Origin of the sequence: Caballeronia sp. INML3B, from assembly GCF_023631305.1 — a bacterium.
GTDB lineage: Bacteria > Pseudomonadota > Gammaproteobacteria > Burkholderiales > Burkholderiaceae > Caballeronia > Caballeronia turbans.
This window is the reverse complement of record NZ_JALQDI010000077.1, coordinates 63,924-78,286: the sequence shown is the minus strand read 5'-3', so window position 1 is coordinate 78,286 and position 14,363 is coordinate 63,924. Positions and strand designations below refer to the sequence as shown.

At 64.2% G+C, this 14,363-nt stretch carries 13 protein-coding genes and 1 pseudogene; 8 read left to right on the top strand and 6 right to left on the bottom strand.

The window, feature by feature from the left end; genetic code table 11:
• Nucleotides 1-305 precede the first annotated feature (305 nt).
• From NCS58_RS31390 to NCS58_RS31365, 6 genes are all read left to right on the top strand, one after another.
• Entirely contained in the window at nucleotides 306-1,433 is a 1,128-nt protein-coding gene (locus NCS58_RS31390; RefSeq protein ID WP_061118442.1) for a sugar ABC transporter substrate-binding protein, read from the top strand.
• Between the two features lie 36 nt (nucleotides 1,434-1,469).
• Nucleotides 1,470-3,032 (top strand): sugar ABC transporter ATP-binding protein, encoded by a 1,563-nt coding sequence (locus tag NCS58_RS31385; RefSeq protein ID WP_061118441.1) that lies wholly within the window; start codon nucleotides 1,470-1,472, stop codon nucleotides 3,030-3,032.
• Nucleotides 3,029-4,009: an ABC transporter permease gene (locus tag NCS58_RS31380; protein WP_250478334.1), complete on the top strand. Its 981-nt coding sequence runs from the start codon at nucleotides 3,029-3,031 to the stop codon at nucleotides 4,007-4,009. Before NCS58_RS31385 ends, NCS58_RS31380 begins: the two co-directional genes overlap by 4 nt.
• A complete protein-coding gene (locus tag NCS58_RS31375) occupies nucleotides 4,006-4,992 on the top strand; it encodes an ABC transporter permease (RefSeq protein ID WP_250478333.1) in 987 nt (328 codons plus the stop codon). Before NCS58_RS31380 ends, NCS58_RS31375 begins: the two co-directional genes overlap by 4 nt.
• Before the next feature lie 175 nt (nucleotides 4,993-5,167).
• On the top strand, nucleotides 5,168-6,688 hold the full coding sequence (locus NCS58_RS31370; RefSeq protein ID WP_061118438.1) for an ATPase domain-containing protein: 1,521 nt from the start codon (nucleotides 5,168-5,170) through the stop codon (nucleotides 6,686-6,688).
• A gap of 4 nt (nucleotides 6,689-6,692) precedes the next feature.
• A complete protein-coding gene (locus NCS58_RS31365) occupies nucleotides 6,693-8,375 on the top strand; it encodes a response regulator (RefSeq protein ID WP_061118550.1) in 1,683 nt (560 codons plus the stop codon).
• A 41-nt stretch (nucleotides 8,376-8,416) separates the two neighbouring features.
• Here NCS58_RS31365 and NCS58_RS31360 read toward each other — a convergent pair whose 3' ends face one another.
• From NCS58_RS31360 to NCS58_RS31345, 4 genes are all read right to left on the bottom strand, one after another.
• Nucleotides 8,417-9,247 carry a CmcJ/NvfI family oxidoreductase gene (locus tag NCS58_RS31360; protein ID WP_250478332.1) on the bottom strand — a complete coding sequence of 277 codons (831 nt, stop codon included), beginning with the start codon at nucleotides 9,245-9,247 and terminating at the stop codon, nucleotides 8,417-8,419.
• Between the two features lie 90 nt (nucleotides 9,248-9,337).
• Nucleotides 9,338-9,571: a hypothetical protein gene (locus NCS58_RS31355; RefSeq protein ID WP_250478331.1), complete on the bottom strand. Its 234-nt coding sequence runs from the start codon at nucleotides 9,569-9,571 to the stop codon at nucleotides 9,338-9,340.
• Nucleotides 9,568-10,983, bottom strand: a complete 1,416-nt coding sequence (locus NCS58_RS31350; RefSeq protein WP_250538993.1) for a YeiH family protein — start codon at nucleotides 10,981-10,983, stop codon at nucleotides 9,568-9,570. Before NCS58_RS31350 ends, NCS58_RS31355 begins: the two co-directional genes overlap by 4 nt.
• 282 nt (nucleotides 10,984-11,265) lie before the next feature.
• A complete protein-coding gene (locus tag NCS58_RS31345) occupies nucleotides 11,266-11,487 on the bottom strand; it encodes a hypothetical protein (RefSeq protein ID WP_061118435.1) in 222 nt (73 codons plus the stop codon).
• Between the two features lie 394 nt (nucleotides 11,488-11,881).
• Here NCS58_RS31345 and NCS58_RS31340 point away from each other — a divergent pair, with 394 nt between their 5' ends.
• Nucleotides 11,882-12,871, top strand: coding sequence for a sulfonate ABC transporter substrate-binding protein (locus NCS58_RS31340; protein WP_250478329.1), 990 nt, complete (start codon nucleotides 11,882-11,884; stop codon nucleotides 12,869-12,871).
• 15 nt (nucleotides 12,872-12,886) lie between these two features.
• Here NCS58_RS31340 and NCS58_RS31335 read toward each other — a convergent pair whose 3' ends face one another.
• Entirely contained in the window at nucleotides 12,887-13,111 is a 225-nt protein-coding gene (locus tag NCS58_RS31335; protein WP_061118432.1) for a hypothetical protein, read from the bottom strand.
• 268 nt (nucleotides 13,112-13,379) lie between these two features.
• Here NCS58_RS31335 and NCS58_RS31330 point away from each other — a divergent pair.
• Nucleotides 13,380-13,478: pseudogene (locus NCS58_RS31330) on the top strand (cupin domain-containing protein); the annotation flags it as partial.
• Between the two features lie 42 nt (nucleotides 13,479-13,520).
• Here NCS58_RS31330 and NCS58_RS31325 read toward each other — a convergent pair.
• A complete protein-coding gene (locus NCS58_RS31325) occupies nucleotides 13,521-14,165 on the bottom strand; it encodes a hypothetical protein (protein ID WP_250478328.1) in 645 nt (214 codons plus the stop codon).
• Nucleotides 14,166-14,363 lie beyond the last annotated feature (198 nt).

Here is a 14,363-nt window from a genome sequence, read left to right as displayed (position 1 = left end):
AGCCGATCGTGCTACAGCCTTTCCCATCAAGCCTTTCAGCCCGATTGCGTCATACATGGCGCACGCTCGTAAACCACTATCGCGCGTGGATTGGTATGCCAGTACTGTCACACGCGAATGTGTACGCGCGTGCCCTTCCTCGCGCCTTCGAGGGGCGCCTTTGGAAAAAGTCCTGCTGCCAGTCCGATCGCATCCCGCCTGGCAAATCTGAAAGATTCCTCGCTTTGCGCGCACCGTGTCGCGAATCCACGACGAGCCCTGTGCGCCAGCAGTCGTTAGATTCAATCCAACAAAAAGGAGACAACATGCGTCCAGGAATCAAGGTGCTTCGAGTGGCGGCGAGCGCGGCACTGGCGCTATGCGCAAGTGCGGCTTTCGCGCAGGCTTCGATCGTTTCCGGTCCGTCCAGCGATCCGGCGTGCATGGTTCCCTGGAAGAGCGACACGAAGTTCGTCAAGTATCCGAAGAAGAACGGCCCTTACCGCATCGCACTCGTGAACGGCTATATCGCCAACACCTGGCGCATCCAGATGATCAAGACGGCCAAGGCGTACACCGCGCAACCGGCGGTCGCCGCGAAACTCAAGGAATTCAAGGTCGTCTCGACCGGCGAGGACGTCCCGGCGCAGATCTCGGCCGTCAACAACTTCATCGATGCGGGCTATGACGCGATCATCGTCGATGCGCAGAATCCGTCCTCGTTCGGCCCGGCGATTCGCCGCGCGAAGAAGGCCGGCGTCGTGCTGATCGCGTTCGACAACACGCTCGACAGCGAAGACGCGATCAACGTCGACGTCGACCAGTACGGGCTCGGCGTGCTGTGGGCCAAGTGGCTCGCGAGCCATGTGCCCAACGGCGGCAAGGTGCTCGAGGTGCGCGGCGTGGCGGGCACCTCGGTCGATACTGACCGGCACAATGGTTTCCAGAAAACGCTCGACGAGACCGGCAAGAAGTGGAACATCGTCCAGGTCTACGGCAAGTGGGACGACGGCGTCGCGCAGAAGGCCGCCGCCGACGCCATTGCGGTGCAGGGCCATTTCGACGGCATTTCGGCGCAGGGCGGCGACACCGGCGTCGTGCGCGCCATGATCGACGCGAAGCATCCGTTCGTTCCGTTCGGCGGCGAGACGGAAAACGGCTTTCGCAAGTTCTGCGCGCAGTACGGCAGCCAGGGCCTGAAATGCACGTCGGCGGGCAGCGGTCCCGCGCAGGTGGCCGTGGCGATCAAGACCGCGCTCGCCGCGCTGGACGGTCAGACGATTCCCGTGGCGATCAAGCTGCCCCTCGACATCACGGACGATGCGAAGCTGAAGGCGGGCGTCAACTACTTCCCCAACGAATCCGACAACTTCTTCGTCGGCAACTCGTTTCCGACATGCGGCATCAACTTCTCCGCACAGGAAATCATGAAGCAGAGCCAGGGCAACCAGTAACCGGACGATGGCCGGCCACGTGACGGGAGACGAAGCATGCGGCAGGACGCAGAGCGGCCGTTCTTTCAGATGTCCGGGGTGTCGAAAAGCTACGGCGGCGCCGTCGCGCTGGATCACGCGGAACTCGCGGTGCGCCGGGGACGCATTCACGCGGTCCTCGGCGAGAACGGCGCGGGCAAGTCCACGCTGCTGAAGGTGATGTCCGGCGTCGTGCAGCCGGACGAAGGCACGATGCACCTCGACGGTCGCGAAGTCTCGTTCGCGTCGCCCGCCGCGGCGAACGCGGCCGGCATCGTCTGCGTGTATCAGGAGTTGTCGCTGATCCCCGACCTGAGCGTGGCGGACAACATCTTCGCTTCGAACCCGCCGCGACGCTTCGGCATGATCGACCGCCGCGCCCAGCGCCGCCAGGCCGAGGCCGCGCTCGCGCGCGCCGGCGCGGCCGACATCAATCCGCTTACAAAGGTCCGCGATCTGCCGCTGTCGCGCCAGCAGATGGTCGAACTCGCGAAGGGGCTGGCCCACGAGCCGCGCATTTTGATTCTCGACGAAGCCACGTCGGCGCTGACCGCGGCCGACGTGGCGCGCGTCATCGACGTGCTCAAGCGCCTGCGCGACGAAGGGCTCGCGCTGCTGTTCATCTCGCACCGGATGCACGAGGTGAAGGCGCTCGCGGACGAATGCACCGTCTACCGTAACGGTCGTCATGTGATGAGCTTCGAGGCAGGCACGCGCTCCGACAACGAGGTTGTCGAAATGATGATCGGCCGCAAGTACCAGCATGTGTTTCCCGCCAGGCCCGCGGACGCGCCCGGGCAGCGCGGCGCCGCCGCACCGGTGCTCGCCTGCCGAGACCTCGCGTGGAACGACACCCTGCGCGGCGTCAGCTTTTCTGTGAGGCCCGGCGAAATACTCGGGCTGGGCGGCCTCGACGGACAAGGCCAGCGCGAACTGCTGCTCGCGTTGTTCGGCGTGCTGCGCGGTTGCACAGGGGCGATCGAGATCGATGGCAAGGCCGTGTCGATCGAAAGCCCCGTGGCCGCCCGCGCCAATCGCATCGGCATGGCGCTGATTCCGGAGGACCGCAAGACCGAAGGGTTGATGCTGCCGATGTCGGTGCGCGAAAACCTGTCGTTTGCCGCGCTCGATCGCATGTCCACCGCAGGCGTGATCGATCGCGACCGCCAGCAGTCGTTCGTCGACCGGATGATGGCGCTCCTCGCGATCAAGTCGTTCAGCGTCGATGCGGCCGTGGGCTCGCTCTCGGGCGGCAACCAGCAAAAGGTCGTCATCGCGAAGTGGCTGGTCCGGCAGCCGCGAATCCTGCTGCTTTGCGACCCGACACGCGGCATCGACGTCGGCACCAAGCAGGAGATCTATCAGTTGCTCAGGCGGCTCGCCGACGAGGGCGCCGCGATCGTGTTCTATTCGACCGACTATGACGAGCTGATCGGCTGCTGCGACCGCGTGCTCGTGCTGTACGAAGGCAGGATCAAGAAGGAGCTGGTCGGGGCGGCGATCACCGAGCAGAGTCTCATCGCCAGTGCGCTGGACCTGCCCGTCGGACAGGTTGCGCCTTCCACAGGAGTCGCGCCATGAGCGGATTGCGCTACTGGTATGCGGAAAATCGCGGGTCGGCGTTCGCATTCGGCCTGTTCGTGCTGATGTTCGCGATTTACCTCTTCAACTATCCGTCGACGTTGTCGGCGAATGTGTTTCAGACGGCGGCCAACAAGGCGGTATTGCTCGCGCTGGTGTCGATGGGCCAGGCGCTCGTCGTGCTGACGGCGGGCATCGATCTGTCGATCGGAACGATGCTCGTGCTGACGAATTGCCTGGGATCGTGGATCGTCACGGGCGACGCGCTGCACAGCGCGCTCGGCATCGCCGGTGTGCTCGCGGCGGGCGCGCTGTGCGGCGCGCTCAACGGCGTCATCATCATTTTCGGCCGTCTGCAGCCCATCGTGACGACGATCGCAACGGGCGCCGTCTACTACGGACTGGCGCTGCTGCTTCGCCCGGTGCCCGGCGGCGCCATCAACGAAGATCTCGCCGACGCCCTGACCGGCAAGGTCGCCGGCGTCGTCCCGGCCAGCCTGCTGATTTTGCTCGCGGCCGTGGTGATCGTCTGGGTGCCCTTCAAGCGCTCCGCGATCGGGCGCGCGGCTTATGCAACCGGCTCGTCCGAACCCGCGGCCTTCCTCTCCGGCATGCCGATCCGCCGCGCGAAGTTCGCGAGCTACACGCTCGCCGGCCTGCTCGCCGCGATCGGCGGCCTCTTTCTGACGTTCTTCACGGACACGGGCGAAGCGAGCCTCGGCAGCGCCAACTCCTATACCTTGTTTTCGATCGCCGCCGTGGTCATCGGCGGCGTGTCGCTGCTGGGCGGCAGGGGCAGCGCGATCGGGGCGGTCTTCGGCGCATTCGCGTTCCGTTCGATCGGCGACCTGCTGTTCGTGTTCAACGTCGATGCGCTGTGGCAGCCGCTCTTCCAGGGCGTGATTCTTCTGCTCGCGGTCTCGATCGGCGCGTGCGGGCTGTTCCGGGTGCGCAACCGCCTGGAGTGGTTCCAATGAGCGACGTGTCCGCAAACGGCCGCAGCACGTTCGTGTCGAGGCTCGCGCGCCGGATCGACAAACCGATCGTGATCGCGTTCGCGTGCATCGTCGCGCTATTGCTCGTCGGCGGAATGTATTCGCGCAGCTTCACGTCGCCGGAATACATCCTGCTGCAACTGAAGGTCGGCGCGTTCCTCGGCATCATCGCGACCGGCCTGATGATGGTGATCCTGCTCGGCCACATCGACCTGTCGTTGCCGTGGACCATCACGGTCGGCGCGATGATGGCGTGCGCCGTCGCCGGGCACGGCGAACTGGGACGCGTCCTCGCGATTCCGGTCGGGATCGGTTGCGGCGTGCTGATCGGCGTCGTCAACGGCATTCTCGTGGCGCTCCTGCGCATTCCGTCGATGATCGCGACGCTCGCAACGAATGCGGTCGCGCAGGGCATCATGATCGTCTACACGGGGGGATCGTCGCCGCAGGATTCCGCGCCGGACGTGATGCGATGGCTCGCGGCGGGCTGGCTCGTGCCGGGCGTGCCGAATGCGGTCGCGCTGTGGGTCGTGATCGGCGGCGCGACGATGTTCCTGCTGTCGCGCACGACGTTCGGCCGAACGCTGTACGCGATCGGCAACACCGAACGCGCGGCGTATCTTTCCGGCATCGATACGCGGCTCGTGACCGTGGCCGCTTTCGCCGTGTGCAGCGCGTTCGCGGCATTCGGCGGCGTGCTGCTCGCAGGTTATGCGTCGAAGGCCGCGCAGTCGATGGGCGATGCCTACCTGTTGCCGGCCATCGCGGCGGTCGTCCTCGGCGGCACGTCGATTCTGGGCGGTCGCGGGTCGTACCTCGGCACCGTGGCTGGCGCAATTCTCATCACGCTGCTGCAGTCGATCCTCTCGGTCGCACAGATGCCCGAAGCGGGACGTCAGATCATCTACGGCGTGGTGATCGCAGCGATGTTGCTGCTGTACGGGCGCAGCAAGCCAGAGGCGTAGATCACCGAGGCGGCAATCGCGTCGTAGCTGCGAATCACCAGGTTTCGAATCCCTTTCTTTCGCCGCGAACCCGGTGCCGCCCTGGCCGCTGCGCCATCGACCGCGGCCGGGGGGGCTCGTTTCTTGCTCGCTGCCGCTTCTACCGATCCGTACATTCATATCGAAGAGCGCGCATATGCCGGAAAAACTGCTTCACGCCCCGAACGGCCGCATCGAATCCGGCATTCTGGGCCTCGACGACATCCTGGGCGGCGGGCTGACCCCTCACAGGATGTACCTGGTGGAAGGGGCGCCGGGCGCAGGTAAAACGACCCTCGCCCTGCAATTTTTACTCAAGGGCGTCGAGAACGGCGAATCCGGCCTCTATGTCACCTTGTCCGAGACGAAGGCGGAACTGATCGCGGTCGCCGAAAGTCACGGCTGGGACACGACACGATTCACCATCACGGAATTGCTCTCGGATGAAGGGCTGGACCCGAGCTTCGAGCAGAGTGTGCTGCATCCTGCCGAGGTCGAGCTGGGAGAAACCGTTCGCGACGTGATCGCCAAGGTCGATGAGATGAAGCCCGCCCGGCTCGTCTTCGACAGCCTGTCCGAGCTTCGCATGCTGTCGCAGAATCCGCTGCGCTATCGTCGCCAGATCCTTGCCCTGAAGCGTTATTTCGCGACGCGTGCCTGCACCGTGTTGTTGCTCGACGACAATACCTCGGAGCCGGGCGACTTGCAGTTGCACAGCATCGCGCATGGCGTCATTAGCCTCGACAACGTGACGCACGATTACGGCGGAGAACGCCGGCGCCTGAGGATCGCGAAAATGCGCGGCATCCGGTTCCGCGAAGGCTTTCACGACATGACGCTCAAGACGGGCGGCATCGAGGTCTATCCGCGTCTGATCGCAGCCGAGCATCACACGGACTATTCGTCCAGCGCGCTCAGCACCGGCACCGGCGGCCTGGACGCGCTGCTCGGTGGCGGACTGGTTCCGGGCACCAACACGCTGATCGTCGGGCCTTCGGGCGTCGGCAAGACGACCACGGTCGCGTCCTGTCTTCTCGCTGCGCTCGAACGCGGCGAGCCGTGCACCTACTATCTCTTCGATGAGACGCGCATGACGCTCCTGCGTCGCTCGACGAACCTCGGCATCGACCTGCGGCCGCACCTCGATAGCGGACTGCTGACGCTTCGCCAGATCGACCCCGCCGAAATCGCTCCCGGCGAGTTTGCGAGCGACGTGCGCAAGTGCGTCGAGGAACACGGTGCACGATTCGTCGCCATCGACAGCCTCAATGCGTATCTTCAGGCCATGCCCGGTGAACGCTATCTGCTCCTGCAGATGCACGAATTGCTGACCTACCTCAACCAGCGCGGCGTGATTACGTTACTGGTGCTGGGGCAGCACGGCATCATCGGAGAAATTCAAAGCGACATCGACATCAGCTATCTCAGCGACGTCGTCCTGTTGTTCCGATATTTCGAGCGTCACGGCGAAGTCCTGAGCGCCATTACCGCGGTGAAGAGTCGCGCGAACGGACACGAGCGCTCGATCCGGCAGTTCCGGCTCGACAGTGAAGGACTGGTTGTCGGTGAAGCGTTGCGCGACTTCGAGGGCATCCTGAGCGGCCTGCCCTCGTATTCCGGCGATTCGCCCATGCTTGCGCCGGCCCGCGGCGAGTCACTCGAACCTCCGGGCCGATGACAACATGGAGTATCGCGTTCTAATTCTGGCCCCGTTCGGCCGCGACGCCCGTGTGATCACCGACGTCCTCGCGCCGGAAAATCGCACGTGCTTCGTATGCGCCGACTTGCATGAGCTTGCGACGGAACTCGACCGGGGCGCGGGCCTCGCCATCATGACCGAAGAGTCGCTTCGGCATGACAACGGTGCGGCGATTGCGCAATGGCTGCAAAAGCAGGCGGCCTGGTCGGACCTTCCGGTGGTGCTGCTTTCCGGGAAACTCTCGAGCGGGCGTTCGGCGGCGAGCATCGACATGCTCGAGCGACTGGGCAATGTCCTGGTGCTCGAGCGGCCGTTGAATTCGGAAACCCTGCGCCGCGCGGTCGCCTCGGCGTTGCGCGCTCGCACTCGACAATATGACGCACGTCGACATCTTGCGGAATCGCAAGAGCATCTGATCGAACGGGCACAAGCTCAGGAAGCACTGGAAAAGCTCAACGCATCCCTCGAGAGCCGCATCGAGGAGCGCACGCAGGAACTCGCGTCGGCGAACAATCGCCTCATGAAAGAGATTCATGAGCGCGCCAAGGTGCAAGCAGTGCTCGTTCAGTCTCAGAAGATGGAAGCGCTCGGACAGTTGACGGGCGGCATCGCGCATGACTTCAATAATCTGCTCAACATCATCATGGCGAACGCTGAACTGCTCTCGCGCATCAGCGATGACGAGCGCGTCCGCAGGATGGCCGCGACGACGAAGCGCGCCACCGAACGAGGGGCGAAGCTCACCGCGCAGTTACTGACGTTTTCCCGCACGAGCAACCTCGACCTCAAGGCAATCAACGTTGCCCCATTGTTGGACGGAATGCGAGACATCATTTCGATCTCGCTTGGATCGCATATCGACTTGTCGACGACTTCGAGTTCCAGACACCTCTGGACGAAGGCCGATGCCAACCAGCTCGAGCTCGCGGTCCTGAACCTCGCGATCAACGCGCGCGACGCGATGCCCGGCGGCGGACGCCTCTCCATTCATGCCGACGAACGAACGTCGGACGATGCGGCGCTCCCTGCGGGACGTTATGTCGTGGTCAGCGTCAGCGATTCCGGCTCCGGTATCGAGCCGAACGTGCTCTCACGTGTCTTCGATCCATTCTTCACGACCAAGCCGATTGGAAAAGGAACGGGGCTTGGACTCAGTCAGGTCTATGGCATCGCTCGACAAGCGGGCGGCGAAGCGCGCATCGAGAGCGAGCCGGGCAAGGGAACGACGGTGCAGATCTGGCTTCCGGTCAGCGTGAGCGATATTGCGGAGTCGAGCGTCGAAGCCGCTTCGCCCGATGTCCCGCTCCTTGCACGTCACATTCTCGTCATCGAGGACGACGAAGAAGTGCGCGCGATGCTCGTCGAATGCCTGGAGGTGCTGGGCTATAAGGTCACGCACGCGCACGACGGCGCAAGCGGCTTGTCGCGCCTCGACACCGACAAGCCGGACTTGCTGATCGTCGACTATGCGATGCCGGGCTTGAACGGCGTGCAAGTCCTCATGCGTGTGCGCGATATCCGGCCCGACATTCCAGTGATCCTCGCCACCGGATACGCGGACGTCGATATCGCAAAGATCACGGCAACGCACTTTACCGCGCTGCGCAAACCTTTCCAGCTCGACGAACTCGCACGCACTGTCCGCGCGGCGCTCAAGGCCCATTGATCGATCTTGTCTGGGAACGAGCGACGGCGGCTCGTTGCGCTTCAGAAAAACAGCAAGGTGCGCAGTTCGATGCTGCGGCGCGGCCGCGCGTCGGGCGGCGAAGCCGGATCGTCGAAGGCGGTGTGCGCGGTGAGGCGCGCGAGGCCATCGCCCGCCGAGTCGTAGATCTTGATGAGCAGCGCCTCGTCGGGCGACATCCGCGGAAAGTAGTACCAGCGATGCCGCGGGTTGTGGACGAACGCATAGGTTTCGCCGGTCATCGTCGGATAGATGAAGTCCTGCGCGACGATGTCGCGCTCATCGATGCTGCGCGAGTCGCACAGTGCGAGCGGCGAAGACTCGACCACGTCGCCCACCGGCCGCCACAGATTGACGATCCCGAAGCGCCCTTGCAGCAGTCGCGCGGCTTCGTCGGCGGGAACATGATCGCGTACGCGGCGCGGTCCCGATACGAAGGTCTGATCGTTGTGGATCAGATGCACGGGCTCCCTGACACCGTTCGCGCGCGCGGCGCTGCCGTCGCGCAGCGTGTGATCGAAGATGACGACGCGCTTCGCGCCCGTCCACTGCTTCAGCAGACGCTCGGATTGCGAGTAGTAGACCGAACGAATGGCGGCATCGTCGGAGAAATCGGACAGTGCGCTTGGCTCGCGATGCAGCTCGAAACCGTTCCTGTCGAGCGACAGACCGCCCGGCGGCGGTCGCAGCCGCGCATTCGAGATCGTCACCGCATGCGTGCGATATTCGCCGGTGCGGCGCGGCACGCCGGGCGGCGGCTCGTAAGCGTAGGCAGTCGGCCTGACGCCCGTGGGCACGAGATAGTTGAGTGCGGCCTCGACTTCGACCGGTTGTTCGACCACCACATCGCTCATGGTTTCGCTCCGTGCAGGACCATTGCTTCAAAATCTAGGCCGCCGGGAACGGTTCCACAACGAAGCTTTTCTGCAATGCATTGCAGGTCGTCAATCGTGAGACGGCGTATCGACTGCCGCTCGCGCGACGAACGCGATGCAGCGATCACGCGGCATCGTCAGCCGGTCGTGGCGCAGGCACAACCGGCTTTCGCCCAAGCTCGCGCCGTACGCCGAGCCGAACGACGCAAGCCCGGGGATACGCTTTTCGAGCAACGCGCGGTCATCGGCCCAATGGCGGCATCGCCCGCATTCGGGCGCGCCCGCGCAAGACCGCGCGCTCATTGCCCGAGCGCCGACCAATACGGCGCGAAGAGATGCACCGACAGCAGATAGCCGATCACGACATTGACCGCGACGCCTGCCGTGAAAGCCGCGAGCGGCCGCGCGCCGGTTCCGGCGAGCGTCGAGAAGCGCGTCGTCAGTCCGATGCTCAGGAAGCAGAACGTGAAGGCCCAGGTGCGCAGCGCGACGATCGGCGCGACGAACGCGGGCGTCACGATGCTGCGATAGTCCGCCAGCGTGTAGTGCGATGCGATCCACGTGACGATCGCCGAAGCGACGACGAAGCCGATCACGAACTTCGGAAAGCGCGTCCAGATTTCGCGGGCGCTCGGTTTGGCCTGCACGCCGTCGGCGGCATCGCGCTCCCAGCGTGTAGTCGCGACGATCGCGAGCACGAACGCCCAGATGCCGATCCAGATATCGCGCCCGACGACCTTCATCAGCACGAAGGCCTGCAGCGACGCATCGGGCGCGCCGGCCACGACGCCCGGCGCATGCCGCGCGAAATCGCCGTAGGCCTGCGCAGCGGCGATGCCGGCGGCATCGGCGAATTCGGACGTGCCGATCCATGCGCCCGCGACGCCGGTCGGCAGACCGAGCGCGCGCGAAACGGCGGGCAGCGCGAACACCATCACGATCGCCCAGACGACGACCAGCGTGATCGCCACCGACGCCTGTTCGCGCCGCGCGCGCACCGCGCCGGCGATCGCGATGGCGGCCGACACGCCGCATACCGCGCCGCCGACGCCCAGCACCGCGGCAAAGCGCTTGTCGATGGCAAGCGCCCGCGCCGCGCCGTAGATCACGAAGAAGGTGACGAGCGACACGATGGTTGCCTGTCCGATCGCGACCGGTCCTGCCCAGACGATCAGCGTGAGCGGCAGCGTCGCGCCGAGCAGCACGATGCCGACCTTGATATAGAACTCGACGCGCAGCGCCGGTGCGAGCCAGGCGGGCAACGTGAAGAGGTTCGACACGAAGAGCCCGAGCGCCAGCGCGATCAGCGGCGGTTCGAGGTTGTAGGCGCTCGCCTCTACCCATGCGCCCGCCGCGAAGATGATCGTCGACACGACGAAGATGACGAGAAAGCCCGCGAGGAATCGCCCGACGTGCAGGCCGAGCGCGGCGATGGCAACCGAAAACACCGCCGCGAACGTGATGAAGAGCGCGACGTAGCCGCTCGCATGCTTGCCGAGATCGCCCGCGAGTTGCCCGATGCCCGACCATTTCGCCGGCGCGACGGCCAGCCATTTGATGCTGCTGCCCGAGGCGAACAGCGCATACGCGACGACGATCGCAAGCAAGCCGATGGCGACTGCCCACCAGTCTTCCGTGCCGAAAGGTTTGCGCGCTTCGCTCGACGGTGCGGCGTTTCCCGCGACGGCGTCGCCGGAAATCGATCTGTTGCTCATCGGTCTTCCCCTTTGCGCGGCGGATCAACGCTTCAGTATGAAATCGTCGGCTGCACAGCGGAAATGACTTTTTTGTCTTTCGATATAGCCACCGATAATGCGTGCGGGCCGGCGGCGGTTATCTGATCGTCGAGGCGCTCGTGGTCGTGCTGCGTCGCGCCGATCGCGTAGCCTGCGCTGACGCCGACCCCCGATGCGCCGTCGAGCGCCTTCGCGGGATTCTCGAACGAAGCCTTGCAGATCGAGTAGCTGCCCGAACGTTCGAGACAGCCGGGTCCGATGCTACTTGCGCCGTCTCGCGTGAAGGGTTTCGCGGCCGGCGTACACGGACATGAAAACGCCCACGAGCAAGGCCGCGACACCCAGCGACTGGTCGACCGTATCGGCGAACGAGGACACGCCGCGGTACCACAGTGCCACGCCGATCGCCGTCATGATCAAACCGAACACCAGTCCCCATTCGGGGCCGCTCGTCGACGACGTGACCCGGTGAGCCATCTTCATCTACTCCTCCCTTACGATGACAAACTCCGCTTCTTCACCGCGGGCCGTGACGCGCCGGTCGTGACGCGCCCCTTGCCCGGCGAAGCGGAAATTCAAACGCCAATAGCCCGGCAGCACGAAGCTGTCCGCGCCGGCCTTTGCATATTCCTGCAGCGCGCCGCCACTGTCTGTGCGTCGCCGACCAGAGGCCGCCCACGGCTTCGCAACAGTCCAGGTCCGAAAGCAGACTGAGAGATTCGGCCCGGCGTTGCGCGCGAACGCGGTGAAATCGGCTATCCACCGGAAGCACAAGCATATGAACGCGATGACGATAGCGTTATATCCATTGCTACGTTGGTCCGTATGCGCCTTCGCTCTACGATCTGAGGCTCCTTAGAAACGCCGGATTCCCGTCATGTCCAAACGTAGACCTATCGCTGCTCGCCGTGCTTTCCTGTCTCTTTCCGCGCGCGCCGCGGCGAGCGCCGCCGCATTTGCCGCGATGCCCGCATCCTTCGCGCAGCAGGGCGCGCAAGGAGAGCCGCGCGTGCTTCGCATCGGCAACCAGAAGGGTTATCTGAACCTGCTCAAGGGACGCGCCACGCTGGAAAAGCGGCTGGCGCCGCTCAACGTATCCGTGAGCTGGACGGAGTTTTCCGCCGGCCCCGTGCAACTGGAAGCGCTCAACGTCGGCTCGATCGATTTCGGCGATGTCGGCGAGGCGCCGCCGATCTTCGCGCAGGCGGCCGGTGCGCCGCTCGCGTATGTCGCGGCGACGCCCGCGCGACCGCAATCCGAAGCCGTGATCGTCCCCGCGCAATCGTCGATCAGAGCGGCGGCGGATCTGAAGGGCAAGCGCGTGGCGCTCAACAAGGGCAGCAACGTCCATTACTTTCTCGTGAAGCTGCTGCGCAAGCACGGTCTCCAGTATGGCGACGTCGAACTGGCCTTTCTCGCCCCCGCCGATGCGCGCGCCGCGTTCGAGCGCGGCTCCATCGATGCGTGGGTCATCTGGGACCCGTTCTTCGCCGCGGCGCAGAAGACGCTGAATGCGCGCATCGTGGCGGATGCGAGCGGCGTCGTCGGCAATCGCGCTTACTATTTTTCGTCGCAGCGTTATGTGGCGAAGAATCCCGATGTGATCCGCATCGTCATCGAGGAAATCAAGGCGGTCGATCAGTGGGGCAAGCAGCATCCGGACGAACTCGCGCGCGAGCTCGCGCGGCTTTGGGGCTTGCCGCAACCTGTCGTCGAACTCGCGGTGAGCCGGCAGGCGTTCGGCACGGAGGTCATTACGCGCGACATCATCGGCGAGCAGCAGCAGATCGCCGATACGTTCGTCGAGCTCGGCCTCATACCGAAGCACGTCGATGTGCTCAAGGCCGCACCGCCCGATCTCGCCTGAGCGCCGCGCGCCCTGTCACGCACCGGCGCGCGCGGACTTGCTGCGCTGATCGATCCATAGCCGGGCCCAGCGCGCCGCATATGCGATGGCGTGATCGGGCTCGAAGAAGTAGTCGAGCGCATCGAACGTAAACGATGCCCCGCTCGCCGCCGTGTGGCTCTCGATAATCAGGTTCGCCGCATACAGGCCGCTCGGCAACGCATGTGCGGACGGTGCCACGTCATATCCCTTGTATCGCATGAAGTTTTCCTGGAAAGCCGCCAGAGCGTGAAATCATCTCTGGCGCCCGATGCTAAAGCGCGATGCGCGCATCGCCAACGAATGCTTTGGCGAAAGCAAATCAGCGGCGGCATCGTTTGGTCATCACACCGCGCTTCGTGTCTTTTTTCGATGTAGCGGGGATGTTTTGGATAGCGAATTAATTCTTGACGAGGCGCGCAGATGATTGGCGAAGCTGTCTCGGACTACAGGCGAACCAGACGATTAGTTGCAAATCGAGCGAGGCAGGGAGCCGCGATTCGGAATCCCCGCAGGCGATGTCATCCAGTGTCCGCCCGGGCACAAGCACAAGCACAGGCACGGCGCGACGTCGACGACCGCGATGACGCTCGCTACGAGATTCGCGCGTGAGCGCCTTTTCCAAAGCGACTCAGCGTGGGACGTTCGCCTCACAGTCTTCCCAGTACCGCAGCGGGTCTCGATTGTGTGGATAGCGCGCGCTGAGCCAGTTCGACAGCCGGCTCCAGTCCGGATGATTCGTACCCGTTTGCGCCGACCAGACCGATGACCTCTCGAGGACCTGGCCAGTCTCGCGGTCGCGGACAAGCACGCTGCCTAATCCGCTCGTGCTGTTCGCTTGCGACTCCACCAGGTAGCGCGGCAATATCCTGAGCTCGGCATCCTTTGCCCAGCCGTAGACGGCGCGTACCACGTCGGACGAATCTCGCAACTCTGTCGGTCCTGTTCCCGGGCGCACGGCTTTCCATCCTTCAGGAAAATCGCCGACAACCTCGTTTTCGGTCACTCTCACCCACTTCACGCGCCACGCCTGCGCAAGCGCCTCGCGCATGCGGGACGCGGACGCGTAGCCACTCGGCAACTCGATCGTCACCGGAAGCGTGATGAGATTGTCTTTCCAAAGCTTGGTTTCGTCGTCGGCACGGCTCGCCGCCTTGACCGGCTCGTCACCGAATGGGTTTTCCGGTCGGCTCGCTGCTCTCGTGGTGCCGGCCGGCAGGCCCTCAAAAAGCCGCTCGGCATCCTGACGCGTAACTTTCGTCTTTCCTTTTTTCATCGCTTTCTCTGTAGTGGGTAGTCTCTGGACCATGGATTTGCTTTCCTTCAGGCACGTTTCGCTCTATAAGTGCCCAGAGTCTTATTCTGCGCTATGCGCGTGCACTCGGCGCGGTTGCCGGAAACGATGACCGTATGCCTGCTTCCACCCGGTATGTCGACATCTTGTGGTACCGACACGCGTAAGTATTTATCTTCG